At 74.5% G+C, this 17,561-nt stretch carries 13 protein-coding genes and 1 riboswitch; of the genes, 9 read left to right on the top strand and 4 right to left on the bottom strand.

Annotated elements, in window-relative coordinates:
- Nucleotides 1-47 precede the first annotated feature (47 nt).
- Nucleotides 48-782: an MgtC/SapB family protein gene (locus AB2U05_RS28565; protein WP_045694605.1), complete on the bottom strand. Its 735-nt coding sequence runs from the start codon at nucleotides 780-782 to the stop codon at nucleotides 48-50.
- A gap of 117 nt (nucleotides 783-899) precedes the next feature.
- Complete coding sequence (locus tag AB2U05_RS28560) at nucleotides 900-2,555, bottom strand: NRAMP family divalent metal transporter (protein ID WP_369186007.1); 1,656 nt, start codon at nucleotides 2,553-2,555, stop codon at nucleotides 900-902.
- Nucleotides 2,556-2,921: 366 nt separating this feature from the next.
- Nucleotides 2,922-3,098: riboswitch (M-box (ykoK) riboswitch) on the bottom strand.
- A 169-nt stretch (nucleotides 3,099-3,267) separates the two neighbouring features.
- Here AB2U05_RS28560 and AB2U05_RS28555 point away from each other — a divergent pair.
- From AB2U05_RS28555 to AB2U05_RS28540, 4 genes are all read left to right on the top strand, one after another.
- Nucleotides 3,268-4,092 (top strand): ABC transporter ATP-binding protein, encoded by an 825-nt coding sequence (locus AB2U05_RS28555; protein ID WP_369184635.1) that lies wholly within the window; start codon nucleotides 3,268-3,270, stop codon nucleotides 4,090-4,092.
- Entirely contained in the window at nucleotides 4,089-6,881 is a 2,793-nt protein-coding gene (locus tag AB2U05_RS28550; protein WP_369184634.1) for an FtsX-like permease family protein, read from the top strand. The genes AB2U05_RS28555 and AB2U05_RS28550 overlap by 4 nt, the downstream gene beginning before the upstream one ends.
- Before the next feature lie 150 nt (nucleotides 6,882-7,031).
- Complete coding sequence (locus tag AB2U05_RS28545) at nucleotides 7,032-7,412, top strand: BlaI/MecI/CopY family transcriptional regulator (RefSeq protein WP_045694698.1); 381 nt, start codon at nucleotides 7,032-7,034, stop codon at nucleotides 7,410-7,412.
- On the top strand, nucleotides 7,409-8,317 hold the full coding sequence (locus AB2U05_RS28540; protein ID WP_045711035.1) for a M56 family metallopeptidase: 909 nt from the start codon (nucleotides 7,409-7,411) through the stop codon (nucleotides 8,315-8,317). The genes AB2U05_RS28545 and AB2U05_RS28540 overlap by 4 nt, the downstream gene beginning before the upstream one ends.
- Before the next feature lie 185 nt (nucleotides 8,318-8,502).
- Here AB2U05_RS28540 and AB2U05_RS28535 read toward each other — a convergent pair whose 3' ends face one another.
- The gene (locus AB2U05_RS28535) at nucleotides 8,503-9,462 is read right to left on the bottom strand and encodes a GlxA family transcriptional regulator (RefSeq protein WP_045694597.1); all 960 of its coding nucleotides are present in this window, start codon (nucleotides 9,460-9,462) and stop codon (nucleotides 8,503-8,505) included.
- A gap of 113 nt (nucleotides 9,463-9,575) precedes the next feature.
- On the opposite strand from AB2U05_RS28535, the gene AB2U05_RS28530 reads away from it, so the two are divergent.
- Together AB2U05_RS28530 and AB2U05_RS28525 are read left to right on the top strand one after the other, a co-directional pair.
- Complete coding sequence (locus AB2U05_RS28530; protein ID WP_045694595.1) at nucleotides 9,576-10,529, top strand: NADP-dependent oxidoreductase; 954 nt, start codon at nucleotides 9,576-9,578, stop codon at nucleotides 10,527-10,529.
- Between the two features lie 47 nt (nucleotides 10,530-10,576).
- On the top strand, nucleotides 10,577-10,906 hold the full coding sequence (locus tag AB2U05_RS28525; RefSeq protein WP_045694593.1) for a DHCW motif cupin fold protein: 330 nt from the start codon (nucleotides 10,577-10,579) through the stop codon (nucleotides 10,904-10,906).
- A gap of 22 nt (nucleotides 10,907-10,928) precedes the next feature.
- Here the strand turns inward: AB2U05_RS28525 and AB2U05_RS28520 are convergent, their stop codons facing one another.
- Entirely contained in the window at nucleotides 10,929-12,005 is a 1,077-nt protein-coding gene (locus AB2U05_RS28520) for an NlpC/P60 family protein (protein WP_369184633.1), read from the bottom strand.
- Between the two features lie 415 nt (nucleotides 12,006-12,420).
- On the opposite strand from AB2U05_RS28520, the gene AB2U05_RS28515 reads away from it, so the two are divergent.
- The 3 genes from AB2U05_RS28515 to meaB are packed head-to-tail and all read left to right on the top strand — an operon-like array spanning nucleotide 12,421 to nucleotide 17,539.
- The gene (locus tag AB2U05_RS28515; RefSeq protein WP_369184632.1) at nucleotides 12,421-14,328 is read left to right on the top strand and encodes a methylmalonyl-CoA mutase family protein; all 1,908 of its coding nucleotides are present in this window, start codon (nucleotides 12,421-12,423) and stop codon (nucleotides 14,326-14,328) included.
- Complete coding sequence (scpA, locus tag AB2U05_RS28510) at nucleotides 14,325-16,529, top strand: methylmalonyl-CoA mutase (RefSeq protein ID WP_045694586.1); 2,205 nt, start codon at nucleotides 14,325-14,327, stop codon at nucleotides 16,527-16,529. Before AB2U05_RS28515 ends, scpA begins: the two co-directional genes overlap by 4 nt.
- Before the next feature lie 17 nt (nucleotides 16,530-16,546).
- Nucleotides 16,547-17,539, top strand: coding sequence for a methylmalonyl Co-A mutase-associated GTPase MeaB (gene meaB / locus AB2U05_RS28505; RefSeq protein WP_045694584.1), 993 nt, complete (start codon nucleotides 16,547-16,549; stop codon nucleotides 17,537-17,539).
- Nucleotides 17,540-17,561 lie beyond the last annotated feature (22 nt).

The raw sequence follows: 17,561 nt of genomic DNA, 5'->3' as shown, positions 1-17,561 counted from the left end.
CTCCCGGGGGCCTGGTGACGGTTCGGCAGCCTCTCCGTTCTACCGCCTCAGGCCAGGGCCGGGCTGCCGGGATCGTCGGACGCGTCGTCCAGGTGCCAGTGCAGGTCGCGGACGCCGGGTTCCAGCGAGAGCCGGGTGACGACCAGTTCGAGGGCGGGGGCGACCTGCCCGGTGATGGCGACGGTGGCCCGCAGGTTGGTGGCGTCGCCGCTGTCGGTGCGGCGGGCCCGCAGGCCGGTGGGGGCCAGTCCGGAGGCGGTGAGGGCCTGCAGCAGCAGGGCCCGGATGTGGGTCTCGGACTTGCGGTCGCACTCGAGGTGGACGGTGGCGCGGCTGGTGGAGTCCGGGTCGCTGCCGGACTGCGGGGCCCGGTCGAGCAGCCGGCCGGCCGGGCGCAGCACCAGGTGGACGGCGAGCACGGCGAGCGTGCCGAGGACGGCGAGCTCCAGCTTGCCGGAGGCGGCCAGCACCCCGACCGCAGCCGAACACCACAGCGTGGCAGCGGTGTTGAGGCCACGGACGCCGGCGCCGTCGCGCAGGATCACGCCACCGCCGAGGAAGCCGATGCCGGAGACGACGTAGGAGGCGACCCGGGTGGGGCTGCCGGTGTCGCCGACGGCCTCGCTGTACAGCACGAACAGGGTGGCCCCGGCGGCGACCAGGGCGTTGGTGCGCAGACCGGCCATCCGGGCGCGCCACTGGCGCTCGATGCCGATCAGCGCGCCGCAGGCGACGCCGGTGGCGAGCCGGACCAGGAATTCGACGGTGGTCAGGGTGTGCACGACGGCACCTCCTTCACGGGAACGTCCGTCCGCGCGGGCGGAGGGACTGCGGGAAGCCGTACGGACGGGCGGTGAGACTCGGCCCACCGCCCGTCCGTACGGGCTGCGGTCGGTGGCTCAGTGGTGGAGGGCGGTCTGCACGATCTTGATGATGACCATGACCATCGCGATCAGCAGGTAGGCGCGCAGGGCGCCCATGCCGACCTTGCGGGCGGTCGACATGGCCGGCTTGGCCAGCGTCTCCAGCGGGGGCATCCGCCAGTCCTCGCGGCCGGTGCGGTCGATGGGGTCCTCCTTGGTGCCCTGGCGGCCGAAGAGGAAGAAGTAGCCGGCGACCAGGACGCCCGCGACACCGCAGCCGGCCATGATCCACAGGATGGCGTCCGAGGTGATGCCCGGCCACACGACGGCGGCGGTCAGGATCAGCGACAGCGTCACCAGGACGCCGACGACCGCCGAGGTGAAGGCGTTGGTCCGCGGGCCGTTGACCCACGGGCCGAGCACGGCCCTGTCGTTGCAGAGCAGCAGCAGGAAGACCGTGGCGGAGGGCAGCAGCACCCCGGCGAGCACCTGCACGAACTGCGTCATCAGGCCCTGGGTGTAGCCGTTGGACAGCAGGGTGATCGCGGCGGCGACCACGACCAGGCCGGCGTACACGGCGTAGAAGCCCTTGGCGCCCTTGACCCCGCGGTGCAGCGAGTGCTTGATGCCGAAGACGTCGCCGATCGCGTAGGCGGTGGACAGGGAGACGGCGAAGGCGCCGATGATCGAGGCGTCCAGCAGGGCGATCGCGAACAGCACGCCCACCAGGCGGCCGGCCTTGTCCTCCAGGCCCTGGGCGATCGCGGCGGCGTCGGAGAACTGGCCGAAGCCATCGGTGCCCGCGAAGGCCGCGGCGGTGAGGCCCATCATCGCGGCGGCGCCGACGACGACCACCGCGATGCCGATCCACAGGTCGACCTTCTCGTACTTCATGAAGCGCGGGGTGATCCGCTTGTCGATGACGTACGACTGCTGGAAGAACAGCTGCCACGGGGCGACGGTGGTGCCGACGATCGAGATGATGACCATCATGACGGCGGCCAGCTGGCCGGCGCCGCCGGGCATGCCGGGCACCACGAAGTCGTGCGCCATCTGCGAGGTCTTCGGGTGGACCAGGAAGTAGATCGGCACCAGCAGCAGCGAGCCGACGCACAGCGCGATGGCGACGCGCTCGAAGCGCTGGAAGGAGCCGGTGAAGGCCGAGGCGATGATGATCGCGGCCGCCAGCACCACCGCGGCGGCCTTGGGCAGGCCGAGGTAGCCCGCGGCGAGCGTGACGCCGATGAACTCGGTGACCAGGGTGAGCGCGTTGAGCAGGAACAGGTCGATGACGCTGAACGCGCCCCAGAACCTGCCGAACCGCTCCAGGATCAGGCGGGCGTGGCCGACGCCGGTCACGGCGCCCAGGCGCAGCACCATCTCCTGGTTCACGTACAGCACGGGGATCAGCATCAGCAGCGTCCAGAGCAGCTGGGTGCCGTAGTTCTGCCCGGCCTGGCCGTAGGTGGAGAACGCGCCGGCGTCGTTGTCGCCGACCATCACGATCAGGCCGGGGCCGATGATCGCGAGCAGCGTCCTGAGCCGGGCGGAGAGGCCGTGGCGGGGGGTGGTGTCGTCGAGGCGGATGGTGCCGAGCGCGCCCTTGATGTCGCCCACGTGGGCGTCGTCGAGGACGGCGCTGCGGGCGGCGGGAACGGTGGTGGCGTCGGCGGGGACCTTCGGGTCCAGCATCACGTTGGTCATGGCGGGGCCTCCCTTGCCCCGGGCGGGGCGACAGGGGGCACGCAGCAGCGCTCCCCCCTGCGGGCAGCACGGCATCGGCTCCGCACGACGGCGCTGAGCGGCGGCGGCCGTACGGGCATGACGATGCGTCAGGCGGCTTGCGTCCGGGCATGGTCGAGCGCGGGACGAAGCGCCTGGGCGAACGCGCAGGGAAGGTTGTTACCGCGTGCCGGAGGTGATCGAGAGCATGCGGGGGTAGGGGCTACTGTGGCCCGGACTATTGCAGTCCATGTCTCTCGCCTCCTCCCGGTCGGGGGCGCACACGCTGTGCGCCGCATCGCGACACGGCAAGGAGCACACCGGTCCGACGGGACCGGTCCACCCCAACTCGTCAGAGCTTTGGCACTCCACGGCGTGTCCAGCCTTGCCGGCCGGAAGCCACTTGGGGTCAACCCTTAACTCGGGAAGACCTGTCCTGAACCTGGGCGTCTCTCGACGTCGTCGGGTCAGTGGCCTGTGTCCGTGAAGACGCCTCACCGAACGAGGTGCCTTTTCAAACCTCGAACAGGATAGCCCCTCCGCGGCCGGGCCGAGCGGTGTTTCCGACTGATCCTCTACAGCTTTGTAGAACCTTGACCGAACCCGAGCCCCCTGGATGCCCTCCCGCTCTGCATATATAGTTCACCGACATATGCAGCTGAACAGCTCACGAGGGGGAAGTGTGTCCTTCACCGATCCGACCGGGCCCCGCCCCGTCCTGCACCTTTCCGGCGTCACCCGGGTGCACGGGCGCGGCGAGACCGAGGTCCACGCCCTGCGCGGCATCGAACTGGCCGTCCGTCCCGGCGAGTTCGTCGCCGTCATGGGGCCCTCCGGCTCCGGCAAGTCCACCCTGCTGACCCTGGCCGGCGGCCTGGACACCCCCACCGGGGGCGAGGTGCTGGTCGAGGGCGTCACGCTCGGCACGCTCAGCCGGCGCCGGCTCGCCGACCTGCGGCGGCGCTCCATCGGGTACGTCTTCCAGGACTACAACCTGATCCCGGCGCTCACCGCCGCCGAGAACATCGCCCTGCCGCGCGAACTCGACGGCGTCCCGGGCCGCCGGGCCCGCCGCGAGGCGCTGGCCGCGCTGGAGGAGCTCGGCATCGGCGAACTCGCCGACCGCTTCCCCGACGACATGTCCGGCGGCCAGCAGCAGCGCGTCGCCATCGCCCGCGCCCTGATCGGCGAGCGCCGGCTGGTGCTCGCCGACGAGCCGACCGGCGCGCTCGACTCGGCCACCGGCGAGGCCGTGCTCGCCGTGCTGCGCGCCCGCTGCGACGCCGGCGCGGCCGCCGTGATGGTCACCCACGAGGCCGCGCACGCCTCCTGGGCGGACCGGGTGGTCCACCTGCGGGACGGCGCGGTCGCCTCGGAGAGCCGCGGGCAGCGCGCCGCCGCCTGCCCGGCCGCCGTCCACCGGCCCGGACCGGCCGCCGCCGAGAGCGGCTTCTCGGCCGGGTCCGGCTTCCCGGTCGGGTCCGAGAGCGGCGAGGTGGCCTGGTGAAGCTCGGAGCCTGGCGGGTCGCCCTGCGCATCGCCCGCCGCGACGCCCTGCGCGCCAAGGGCCGCAGCGCCCTGATCGTCGCCATGATCGCCCTGCCCGTCCTCGGCGTCACCGGCGCCGACATCGTCCACCGCGGCGGCGAACTCACCCCCGCGGAACGCGTCGAGCGGGTGGTGGGCGGAGCGGACGCGCTGGTCACCGGGCTCGCCCCCGGACGGACCGTCGAACAGGCACCGCTCGCCGAGGACGGGGCCTTCGTCACTCCGTCGAAGCCCGACGAGCAGCCCACCCCCGAGCAGGTCAAGGCCGGCTCCACCGACCCGGCCGCCCTGATCAGCTCCCTGCTGCCGCCCGGCAGCGTGCTCACCCCGGCCCGGCCCGGGCCGGAGACCGGCGCGACCTCCCCCGAAGGGCTGGTCCGCACCCTCACCACCGAGGCCGACCTCGGCGACCCGATCTGGCGCGGGCGGCTGAACCTGGTCGAGGGCCGCGCGCCGCGCGCCGCGCACGAAGTGGCCGCCACCCGGGCCTTCCTGGACCACGCCGGCCTCGCGGTCGGCGGCACCACCACCGTCCAGGGGCTGGAGGGCACCACCTTCACCGTCACCGGCGTCGTCGAACACCCCGGCGAGCTCGGCCGGGCCGAACTCGTCGCCCGGCCGGGCGAGTTGCTCGACCCGCTGGCCGCCGCCGACAGGACCGGCGGCAAGCCGGGCAGCACGTCCGGCGGCGCGTCCGGCGGCAGCCGGCCGGGCGGCGGCACCGCCGAGGCCACCGGCATCGAGCACGGCGCCTGGCTGGTCAAGCTCCCGGCCGGGGCCGCGCTCGACTGGGCGAAGGTCCAGGAGGTCAACCGGTACGGCTACACGCTCACCGCGCGCTCCGTCGTGCTCGCCCCGCCGCCGGAGCGGGCCGTCCCCTACTACCGGGACTCCTTCACCTACTCCGACCCCGCCACCGGCAACAGCACCAAGGTGGTCGTCGCCACCGTCACCGGCATGGCCCTGCTGGAGGTCGCCCTGCTGGCCGGGCCCGCCTTCGCGGTCGGCGCCCGCCGCTCCCGCCGCCAGCTCGCCCTGCTCGGCGCGGCCGGCGGCCGGCGCGGCCACGTCGGCGCGGTGGTGCTCGGCGGCGGCGTCGTCCTCGGCATCGCCGGGGCGGTGCTCGGCGTGGCGCTCGGCACCGGGCTGGTCGCCGCCCTGCGGCCGTGGATCGAACAGGCCGGCGGCGAACGCTTCGGACACTTCGCGCTGCCCCCGCTGGACCTGCTCGCGATCGCCGGGATCGGCCTGCTCACCGCCCTGCTCGCGGCCGCCCTGCCCGCCCTCCAGGCCGCCCGGCGCAGCGTGACCGCCGGGCTCGCCGACCGCGACACCGTCCGCGCGCCCAGCCGCAAGGTCACCCTGCTCGGCCTGCTGCTGGTGCTGGCCGGCGGCGCCCTCGCGGTGTACGGGGCCGGCGCGCTGTCGCACGGTCAGCCGGTGGTCAGCAGCTACGACGCCCGCACGCTCGCCGTGCTCGGCGGCTCCGTGGTCGCCGAACTCGGCATGCTCGCCTGCACCCCGGTGCTGGTCGCCCTGCTCGGCCGCACGGCCCGGCTCCTGCCGCTCGGCCCCCGGCTCGCCCTGCGGGACTCCGCCCGGCACCGCTCGCGCACCGCGCCCGCCGTCGCCGCGGTGCTGGCCGCCGTCGCCGGCGCCGTCGCCATCGGGGTGTACAGCACCAGCACCGACGCCGAGAACCGGCGCGACTACCGGCCGCAGGCCCCGTACGGCGCCGTCCAGCTGTACAGCCGCCTGAACGGCGGCCAACTCGACCAGCTGCGCGGCGAATTGGAGAAGCAACTGACCGGGCTCGGGCCGCGCGCGGACCTCGCCGAGGTGACCTACAAGTTCTGCCCGAACTGCTCCAGCGTCGTCCAGCTCAAGGGGCAGGTGAACTGGCGCACGCTGTCCGCGATGCCGCACCTCGCCGCCGGTGACGCCACGCTGCTGCACAACCTGTTCGACCTGCGCGACCCGGCGGCCGAACAGGCGCTGGCAGCCGGCAAGTTGCTGGTCTTCGACCGGGCGCTGATCGGCGCAGACGGCAAGGCCGTGCTCCAGCTGCGCGGAGGCGGCGGCGCGCCGCTCAAGCCCGGCGAGGTCCCCAAGCCGGACCTGCAGGAAGTGCCGGTCGACGCGGTGCTGGTCGACAACCCGGCCGCCGCGCGGTTCGCCCAGGGCCTGATGGCGCCCACCGCGCTGCCCGCACTCGGCCTGACCACCGAGCCCACCGGCGCCGTCTGGCGGCCCGCCACCCCGCCCGACCGCAAGGCGCAGCAGCGCGCCGAGGCCGCCGCCGTCCGGCTCGACCACCACGGGCGGCTGGAGGTCGAGCGCGGCTACCAGTCCAAGGGCGACGCGCTCACCCTGGCGCTCAGCGGCTTCGCCGCCCTGGTCGTGCTCGGCGCGGCCGGCATCGCCACCGGCCTCGCCGCCGCCGACTCCCGGCAGGACCAGGCCACCCTGGCCGCGGTCGGCGCCCCGCCCGGCATCCGGCGCACCATGGCCGGCCTGCAGTGCGCGCTGATCGCCCTGCTCGGGGCGCTGCTCGGGGCGGTCAACGGCTTCGTGCCGGCGGTCGGGCTGCTGAAGTCCCGGGCCAGCGGGTTCGGCGCCAGGCCGGCGCTGATCACCGCGCCCTGGGGCGAGCTACTGCTGATCGTGCTGGTGCTGCCGGTGCTCGCCGGACTGCTCGCCGCGCTGTTCACCCGCTCCCGGGTGGCGCTGGCCCGGCGCCTGTCCTGAAACCCCCGCCTGTCCGGTAAACCCCCGCCGCCCCGGCCCGCGCCGGGTGCCCCCCTCGGAGACGGGGGCGGACACCCGGCGCGGGCCGTACCATGGGCGGGTTCCGCGGGCGGTCGGGTGCCCGCGGCCGGCGAGGGAGACAGGGTGGTACTGCGCGGGTTCGGCGAGCTGGAGGCCGAGATCATGGACCGGCTCTGGGGCTGGGGCCGCCCGGCCACCGTCCGCGAGGTCGTCGACGACCTCCAGCGGCACCGGCCCGTCGCGTACACCACCGTCACCACCGTCGCCGACATCCTGCACACCAAGGGCTGGCTGCGCCGCGACAAGGTCGGCCGCGCCTGGGTGTACGAGCCGACCTGCTCCCGCGAGGCGTACACCGCCCAGCTGATGCACCAGGCGCTGGAGACCACCCCCGACCGGGCCGGCGCGCTGCTGCACTTCGTCGACGGGATGAGCGGCGACGAGGCCTCCGCGCTGCGCGCCGCCCTCGACAGCGCACTCGCCCAGGTGAAGGCCCGGGACGAGGAGTGACGCTCGCGCTGCTGGGCCTCTACCTGGCGCTCACCGGCGTCCTGCTGCCCCGGCGCCTCGCACGCTCCCCCCGGATCCAGGCCCGGCTGCAGGCCCGGCCGGTGCTCGGCGCGGCGCTGTGGCTGTCGCTGATGGCCTCCTTCACCGTCGCCGTGCTACTCACCGTCCACCACGCCGTCGAGCCCTTCGCCCACGAGCCGGCCGGGCTGGTCGGCCTGGCCGGGCTCCTGCTCCCCCGCGCCGCGCCCACCGGGCCGGTCCTGCCGCACACCCACGACTGGTGGCAGCTGGCCGCCGCCGGCACGGCGCTCGCCGCCGCGATCGGCGCGGTCGGCCTCCGGACCGGCCGGGCCCGGCGGCGGCACCGGGCGCTGCTCGACCTGGTCGCCGTACGGGACCGGCGCTGGGGCGCGCTCGTGCTCGACCACGCCCGCCCGACCGTCTACTGCCTCCCCGGCCGCCGCTCCCGCGTCGTGCTGTCGCGCGGCGCGCTGCGGCTGCTGGACGAGCGGCAGCTCGCCGCCGCCGTCGCCCACGAACACGGGCACATCCGCGGCCGCCACCACCTGTTCCGGCTGCCCGCCGACACCTTCGCGCTGCTGCTCGGGCCGCTGCCGCTCGCCCGGGTCGGGCGCGCGGAGGTGGCGCTGCTGCTGGAGATGGCGGCGGACGACGCCGCGCTGGCGGAGGTCTCGCGGGGCGAACTCGCCTCCGCGCTCTGCGCGTTGGCCTCCGGCCCGGGCCCGGAAGGGTCGCTCGCGGCGGCCGCCACCGGGGTGCTGGCCCGGGTCCGCCGGCTGGCCCGGCCGGGCGGCGGGCGGCGGCGCCGACTCGCCTCCTGGGTCGCCGTGTCGGCACTGCCCGTGCTGCCGTACCTGCTGGCCTGCGCGCCGCAGCCGTACTGAGGCCTGTCTCCGGGGCTTCCTCGGGGGCCCGGCTCGCCAGGACCGTGCTGTGGACCGTGTGAGCCGTGATCGCCGTACCGGGCTCGGACGGCAGCTGAGAGGAGCAGGAAGTCGGCCGGTCCGACCTCCTGCTCCGCGCGGGCGCGACGGCGGGCCTGGCCGAGCCGGTCGGGCCCGGCCCGGTCTCAGCTCGGGCCGAAGGTCTTCCGGTAGGCCTGGGGGCTCACGCCGGTGGCATCGTGCAGGTGTTTGCGCAGCGAGGCGCCGGTGCCGAGCCCGGAGCGCTGGGCGACCAGCGGGACGGGCCAGTCCGTCGTCTCCAGGTAGTGCCGGGCGAGGTCGAGGCGCTGGCCGGTGAGCCACTGGGCGGGGGTGGTGCCGGTCTCCTCTCGGAAGCGGCGGGCGAAGCTGCGCACGCTGGTGTGGGCGTGGGCGGCGAGGTCGGCGACCGACAGCGGTTCGGCGAGCCGGTCCAGGGCCCAGGCCTGGGTGACGGCGGTGCCGGTGGCGGAGGGCTCGGGGACGGGGCGGCGGATGTACTGGGCCTGGCCGCCCTCCCGCCAGGGCGGGACGATGCAGGAGCGGGCCACCTCGTTGGCGACCCGGCTGCCGTGATCCCGCCGGACCAGGTGGAGGCACAGGTCGATCCCGGCGGCGACCCCGGCCGAGGTGAGGACGTCGCCGTCGTCGACGAACAGGACGTCCGGGTCGATCCGGGCGGTGGTGGACATCCGCTGCAGCCGGTCGGCCTCCCGCCAGTGGGTGGTGGCGCGGCGCCCGTCGAGCAGGCCGGCGGCGGCCAGCACGTAGCTGGCCGTGCAGATGCCCACGATGCGGGTGCCGGGCCGGATCCCGGCCAGCGCGGCGCGCAGGGCCTCGGGCAGGGTGCCGTGTTCGCGGATGTCGCCGAGGGAGTCCGAGGGTGGGATGACGACGGTGTCGACGGCGGCGAGCAGCCCGGCGTCCCGGGAGACCGCGAGGTCGAAGTCGGCGGCGCTGCGGACCGGTCCGCCGTCCAGGCCGCAGGTGGTGACGGTGTAGAGCGGGGCGCCGGCCTCGTCCCGGGCGGCGCCGAAGATCCGGGCCGGGATGCCGAGCTCGAACGGGAAGACGCCGTCCAGGGCGAGTACGCCGACGTGGTGCATGGCCGGATCCTTTCACCACCTGGCCGTCCCGCCACCACCAGGGGCCCGCGCGCACCGGCACTCTGACGACGTGCCCGATCGACCGACCGGGCCGACCATCGGAGGAGGACGACATGCCCGACACCATGCGCGCGATCTCGCAGGACACCGCCGGAGGCCCCGAGGTCCTCCGGCTCGTGGACGCGGCCCGCCCCGAGCCGGGCCGGGGCGAGGTCCTGGTCCGGGTGCACGCCGCCGGGGTCAACCCGGCGGACTGGAAGACCCGTTCGCGCGGCGTCTTCGCCAACGGCGCCACGCCCCCGTTCACCCTCGGCTGGGACGTCTCCGGCGTGGTCGAGGCGGTCGGCCCCGGCGTGGCGATCCACCGCCCCGGCGACGAGGTGTACGGGATGCCCCGCTTCCCGCACCCGGCGGGCGGCTACGCCGAGTACGTCACGGCCCCCGCCCGGCACTTCGCGCCCCGCCCGGAGGGCCTGAGCCACGTCGAGGCGGCCGGGCTGCCGCTCGCCGCGCTCACCGCCTGGCAGGCGCTGGTGGACACCGCCGACGTGCGCCCCGGGCAGCGCGTCCTCGTCCACGCCGCCGCGGGCGGGGTCGGCCACCTGGCCGTCCAGATCGCCAAGGCCCGCGGCGCGTACGTGATCGGCACGGCGAGCGGCGCCAAGCACGGGCTGCTGCGCGAGCTCGGGGCGGACGAGACCGTCGACTACCGGACGGTCGACGTCGCCGAGGCCGTGCAGGGCGTGGACGTCGTGCTGGACCCGATCGGCGGCCCCAGCTGGGCCCGTTCGCTGCGCTCCCTGCGCCCCGGCGGCACGCTCGTCTCCATCGAGCCGCCGACCGAGGCCTTTCCGCTCGCGGAGGCGGAGGCCGCGGGGGTCCGTGCCGTCTTCGTGCTGGTCGAACCGGACCAGCAGGGCCTGCGCGAGATCTCCCGCCTGGTCGGCTCGGGCCGGCTGCGGGTGCTGGTCGACACCGTCCTGCCGCTGGAGCGGGCCGCCGACGCCCACCGCCTGGGCGAGCTGGGCCGCACCACCGGGAAGATCGTCCTGTCCGTCACGGACTGACTCTCGGAGCCCAACTCGCCCGGGCCTTCCGGGAGTAGGGTGACCGCATGAATCTCAGCGGCTTTCCCTTCACCGCCACCGACTGGAGCCAGGTCGACGAGGAGCGCAAGCCCGGCGAGGCCGGCGAGGTGACCAGTCGGGTGCGGCAGTTCGGCGAGGTCCGGGTCCGCCGGGTGGACTACAGCCCGGGGTACGTCGCGGACCACTGGTGCCGCAAGGGGCACGTGCTGTACGTCCTGGCGGGCGAGCTCGTCACCACGCTCGACGACGGCCGCGTGGTGGTCACCGGCGCGGGCGGCAGCTACCAGGTGGCCGACGACGCCGAGGCCCACCGCTCCAGCGCGCCGGACGGCGCCAGCCTGCTGATCGTCGACTGACGCCCGGGCGGGCCGCGCTGGTTCAGGCCGGGCGGACGGCGCCGACGTAGGGCATGGCGTCGATGGGGAGGACCTCGACGTTCTTGCCGGTGCGGGGCGCGTGGATCATCTTGCCGTCGCCGATGTAGATGCCGACGTGATGGATGTCGCCGTAGAAGAAGACCAGGTCACCGGCCTGGAGGTCGGAGCGGGCGACGCGGGGGCCGTCGTTCCACTGGTCCTGGGACATCCGGGAGAGCTTGACGCCCGCGGCGCGGTAGGCGGCACCGGTGAGGCCGGAGCAGTCGAAGCTGTTGGGGCCGGTGGCGCTCCACTCGTAGGGCTTGCCGAGCTGCGCGTAGGCGAACTGGACGATGGTGGCGGCGCGGCCGCTCGCGGCGGGCGGCGGCGGGGCGTTGAGGTCGGTGCGCTGGGTGGAGCGGGAGGCGCGGTCGGCGTCGCCGGCCTGCTTGGCGGCGGCCCGGGCCTTGTCGGCGGACTCCTGGGCGTTGATCTTGGCGCGCTCCTCGGCGCTGAGCTTGTTGAGCAGCGCCTGGGCCTGCGCGAGCTTGCCCTGGACCTGCTGCTTCTCCCCCGCCAACTGCCCGCCGACCGTTTCGAGTTCGGCGAGCGTGCGGGTGGCCTCGGCGCGGTCCTGGTCGAGCTTGCGCTGTTCGCCCTGGGCCTCCTTGAGCAGGGCGGCCTGGCTGCCGGCCGCCTGGTTCTGCGCCGAGGCGCGCTCCAGGTAGGAGGCCGGGTCGGAGTCGAGCATCAGCTGGACGGACGGGTCGATGCCGTTGCTGCGGTACTGGTCGGCGGCCACCGCGCCGAGCCGGGTGCGCAGTTCGTTCATCGCGGCCTGGCCGCGGACGACCTTCTCCTGGATCTGGTTGGCCTCGCCCTGGAGCTTGCGTTGCTTCTCCTGGAAGCCGTTGAAGCGCTCGATCGCCTGCTCGGCCTCCTCGTTGAGCTTGTCCACCTGCTCCTTGACGGTGGCGAGGCTGGGCGCGGGCTCGGCGTGGGCGGTGCCGGCGGCGAGCACGGCGCCGCCGGCCACGGCCGTGGTGAGGACCGCCAGGCGGGCCCGGCTCGGGGTGCTGGGCTTGCGGCGCTTTCCCATGGCGGCGGGCTCCTTCGCGGAACGGGGCATGACGGGGCACGACGAAGGCGGGCGGAGACGCACGGGGGGAGGACGTCCCCGACCCACCTTCTTCGAAGTAACTTAATAGATGGGTGGCGGGGTTCCGCAATCCCCCTCGATCCGGGCCCGGTCCGGGATCGATCCGGGCTCGGTCCAGACCTGGTCCAGACCTGGTCCAGACCTGCCCCGCCCCGCGTCCGATCCTGCGTCGACGACCGATCCCGCGCGGTGGCACTGCCGTTGACCTCGGGTGTCACCCGTTCGCCCACGCCCGACCGCTGCCCGCGACGGGCGGCAGTTCCGCCGGATACACCTCGGGCCGGGAAAGTGGCGAGGGCAAGGTCACACGGGGTTCCCCTCCAAACCCGCCACACGCGTTCGCTACCCTGCGCACATGAAGGTCCCGCCCGAAGGGCTCCCCCTCGCCGCCGAATTCCCGGCCGCGCATCGTGAGCAGTGGCAGCAGCTCGTCCAGGGTGTGCTGCGCAAGTCCGGCGCCCAACCCGAGGACGGCGCCGCCGCCGAGCAGGCACTCAGCACGACCCTGCCGGACGGCCTGCGCGCCCGCCCGCTGTACACCGCCGAGGACACCGCGGCCGAACCGGGCCTGCCCGGCTTCCCGCCGTTCGTCCGTGGCGGCCGCCCCCAGGGGTCCGCCGCCACCGGGTGGGACGTCCGCCAGCGCCACAACGACCCGGACCGCGCCCGCACCAACGAAGCCGTCCTGGCCGACCTGGAGCACGGCGTCTCCTCGCTCTGGCTGGAGCTCGGCGGGGACGGCCTGCCCGTCGCCGCGCTGTCCGAGGCGCTCACCGGGGTGTACCTGGACCTCGCCGCCGTCACCCTCGACGCCGGACCCGAATTCGCCGACGCCGCCCAGCGGTTGTTCAAGCTCTACGAGGAGCGCGCGGTCTCCCCCGCCTCCGCCGCCGGCAACCTCGGCGCCGACCCGCTGGGCCTGCAGGCCCGCACCGGCGACACCGACCGCACCGACACGCTGCTCGCCGCGGCCGTCGAACTCGCCGCCCGCTGCACCGCCGAGTACCCGCAGCTGCGCGCCCTCACCGTCGACGCGCTGCCGTACCACGAGGCCGGCGCCTCCCCCGCCCAGGAGTTGGGCTGCTCGCTGGCCACCGGCGTCGCCTACCTGCGCGCGCTGACCGCCGCCGGGCTGTCGGTGGACGCCGCCCTCGGCCAGCTGGAGTTCCGCTACGCGGCGGACGCCGACCAGTTCCTGACGATCGCCAAGTTCCGTGCCGCGCGCCGCCTCTGGGCCCGCGTCGCCGAGGTGTCGGGCGCCTCCCCGGAGGCCTCGGCGCAGCGTCAGCACGCCGTCACCTCCCAGGTGATGATGACCGCCCGCGACCCGTGGGTGAACATGCTGCGCACCACGGTGGCCTGCCTCGCCGCCGGGGTCGGCGGCGCCGACGCCGTCACCGTGCTGCCGTTCGACTCCGCGCTCGGCCTCCCCGACGCCTTCGCCCGCCGGATCGCCCGCAACACCCAGTCGGTGCTGCTGGAGGAGTCGCACCTGGCCCGGGTCATCGACCCGGCCGGCGGCTCCTGGTACGTCGAGCAGTTGAGCGAGGAGCTGGCGCAGGCCGGCTGGGCCTGGTTCCAGGAGATCGAGCGAGCTGGCGGCCAACAGGCCGCGCTGGCCGCCGGGTTGGTCGGCGAGCGGATCGCCGCGACCTGGGCCGAGCGGTCCGTGAAGCTCGCCAAGCGGCGCGAACCCGTCACCGGCGTCAGCGAGTTCCCGCACCTGGACGAGCAGCCGCTGGTCCGCGAGCCGGCCCCGGCCGGGCTCGGCGGCGGGCTGCCGCGGGTGCGCCGGGCCGAGGCGTACGAGGCGCTGCGCGACCGCTCGGACGCCGTCCTCGCGGCGACGGGCGAACGGCCCAAGCTGTTCCTCGCCTCGATCGGCACCGCCGCCGCGCACACCGCGCGCACCACCTTCGCGGCCAACCTGTTCCAGGCCGGCGGCATCGCGACCGTCGCCGCCGAGGGCACCGACCCCGCCGCGTTCGCCGCGGCGTTCCGGGAGTCCGGCGCGACCGTCGCCTGCCTGTGCTCCAGCGACGCCCTGTACGGCGAGCACGCCGCGTCGATCGCCGGGGCGCTGAAGGCGGCCGGCGCGCGGCGCGTCCTGCTGGCCGGCCGGCTCGGCGAAGTCCCCGCAGGGGTGGACGAGTTCATCTTCGCGGGCGGCGACGCCGTCGCCGTCCTCGGCTCCCTGCTCGACCAGATCACCGGCGCGGACGGCGCCGACGAGAACGCCGACGACACCGAGGTGGCGCGATGATCCCCGACTTCACCGGAATCGGGCTGACCGGCGACGCCCCCTCGGACGTCACCGAGGCCCAGTGGCGGGCCGCCTGGCGCGAGTCCACCGGCAAGGACGCCGACGAGCAGGTCTGGGAGACCCCCGAGGGCATCGGCGTCAAGCCGCTGTACACGCCCGCCGACCTGGCCGGCCTGGACTTCCTGGAGACCTACCCCGGCGTCGCCCCGTACCTGCGCGGGCCGTACCCGACCATGTACGTCAACCAGCCGTGGACCGTCCGCCAGTACGCGGGCTTCTCCACCGCCGAGGAGTCCAACGCCTTCTACCGCCGCAACCTCGCGGCCGGCCAGAAGGGCCTGTCGGTCGCCTTCGACCTGCCGACCCACCGCGGCTACGACAGCGACCACCCGCGCGTCACCGGCGACGTCGGCATGGCGGGCGTCGCCATCGACTCGATCTACGACATGCGCCAGCTGTTCGACGGCATCCCGCTGGACCGGATGTCGGTGTCGATGACCATGAACGGCGCGGTGCTGCCCGTCCTGGCGCTGTACATCGTCGCGGCCGAGGAGCAGGGGGTGCCGCCGGAGAAGCTGGCGGGGACCATCCAGAACGACATCCTCAAGGAGTTCATGGTCCGCAACACCTACATCTACCCGCCGCAGCCGTCGATGCGGATCATCTCGGACATCTTCGCGTACACCTCGCAGAAGATGCCCCGGTACAACTCGATCTCCATCTCCGGCTACCACATCCAGGAGGCCGGCGCGACGGCCGACCTGGAGCTGGCCTACACCCTGGCGGACGGGGTGGAGTACCTGCGCGCGGGCCTGGACGTGGGCCTGGACGTGGACGCCTTCGCGCCGCGGCTGTCGTTCTTCTGGGCGATCGGCATGAACTTCTTCATGGAGGTCGCCAAGCTGCGCGCGGCCCGCCTGCTGTGGGCCAAGCTGGTCAAGCAGTTCGACCCGAAGAACCCCAAGTCCCTGTCGCTGCGCACCCATTCGCAGACCTCGGGCTGGTCGCTGACCGCGCAGGACGTGTTCAACAACGTCACCCGCACCTGCGTGGAGGCGATGGCCGCGACCCAGGGCCACACCCAGTCGCTGCACACCAACGCGCTCGACGAGGCGCTGGCGCTGCCCACCGACTTCTCCGCCCGCATCGCCCGCAACACCCAGCTGCTGCTGCAGCAGGAGTCGGGCACCTGCCGGGTCATCGACCCGTGGGGCGGCTCGGCGTACGTCGAGAAGCTGACCAACGACCTCGCGGCCCGCGCCTGGCAGCACATCCAGGAGGTCGAGGCGGCCGGCGGCATGGCCAAGGCCATCGACGCGGGCATCCCGAAGATGCGCGTCGAGGAGGCCGCCGCCCGCACCCAGGCGCGGATCGACTCCGGCCGCCAGCCGGTCATCGGCGTCAACAAGTACCGGGTGGAGAGCGACGAGCAGATCGACGTGCTCAAGGTCGACAACTCCTCGGTGCGCGCCCGGCAGATCGAGAAGCTGCGCCGGCTGCGCGCGGAGCGCGACGAGGCCGCGTGCCAGGACGCCCTGCACGCGCTGACCCGCGCCGCCGAGGCCGGCCCGCAGCGCGGCGGCTCGCTGGACGGCAACCTGCTGCACCTGGCCGTCAACGCGGCCCGGGCGAAGGCCACCGTCGGCGAGATCTCGGACGCCCTCGAAAAGGTGTACGGCCGCCACTCCGGCCAGATCCGTACCATTTCCGGTGTGTACCGAGACGAAGCGGGACCCTCCGTCCCCCTCCAGCGCACCCGCGACCTGGTCGAGCGGTTCGAGCAGGCCGAGGGCCGGCGCCCGCGCATCCTGGTCGCCAAGATGGGCCAGGACGGCCACGACCGCGGCCAGAAGGTGATCGCCACCGCCTTCGCCGACCTCGGCTTCACCGTCGACGTCGGCCCGCTGTTCCAGACCCCGGCCGAGGTCGCCCGGCAGGCCGTCGAGGCGGACGTGCACATCGTCGGCGTCTCCTCGCTGGCCGCCGGACACCTCACCCTGGTGCCCGCGCTGCGCGCCGAGCTCGCCGAGGCGGGCCGCGAGGACATCACCATCGTGGTCGGCGGCGTCATCCCGCCGCAGGACTTCGACGCCCTGTACGAGGCGGGCGCGGCCGCGGTCTTCCCGCCCGGCACGGTGATCCCGGAGGCGGCCTACGACCTGCTGAAGTCGCTGGCGGCCGGCCTCGGCCACGAGCTGTGAGCCGGAGTCTCTAGGGCATGCCACCGCGGACGATAGACCTCGACAGCTACGTGACGGGTGTCCTCGACGGCTCGCGCGCCTGGATCGCGCGGGCCGTCACCCTCGTCGAGTCCACCCGGCCCGACCACCGCGCGCTCGCGCAGCAGCTGCTCGTCCGGCTGCTGCCGCACGCGGGCGGGGCGGTCCGGGTGGGCATCACCGGGGTGCCCGGTGTCGGCAAGTCGACCTTCATCGACTCCTTCGGCACCATGCTGACGGGCCTCGGGCACCGGGTCGCGGTGCTCGCCGTCGACCCGACGTCCAGCCGGACGGGCGGGTCGATCCTCGGCGACAAGACCCGGATGGAGCGGCTGGCCGTCGACCCGGCCGCGTTCGTCCGGCCGTCCCCGACCTCGGGGACGCTGGGCGGGGTCGCCAAGGCCACCCGGGAGTCGATGGTGGTGATGGAGGCCGCCGGGTACGACGTGGTGCTCATCGAGACGGTCGGCGTCGGGCAGTCCGAGACGACCGTCGCCGGGATGGTCGACACCTTCCTGCTGCTCAGCCTGGCGCGCACCGGCGACCAGCTGCAGGGCATCAAGAAGGGCGTGCTGGAGCTCGCCGACGTCATCGCCGTCAACAAGGCGGACGGCCCGCACGAGCGCGACGCCAAGGCGGCCGCCCGTGAACTCGCGGGCGCGCTGCGGCTGTTGCAGGCGCCGGACGCGGCCTGGACGCCGCCGGTGCTGACCTGCAGCGGGCGCGACGGCGCCGGGCTGGACGTGCTGTGGGAGCGGCTGCAGCAGCACCGCAAGGTGCTGGACGCCACCGGCGCGCTGGCGGCGAAGCGGCGCGACCAGCAGGTGGAGTGGACCTGGTCGATGGTCCACGACCAGCTGTACGCGCGGCTGCACGAGCACCCCGAAGTGCGGCGGCTGGCACCCGAGTTGGAGGCCCAGGTGCGGGCCGGCACGCTGCCGGCCGGGCTGGCGGCGCAGCAGCTGCTGGACGGGTTCTTCGGGGCGGGCTGAGCGCGCGCCCCGGCGGGCGGTT

The organism is Streptomyces sp. Y1, assembly GCF_041053115.1.
GTDB lineage: Bacteria > Actinomycetota > Actinomycetes > Streptomycetales > Streptomycetaceae > Kitasatospora > Kitasatospora rubellomurina.
This window is presented reverse-complemented; position numbering and strand designations above follow the sequence as displayed.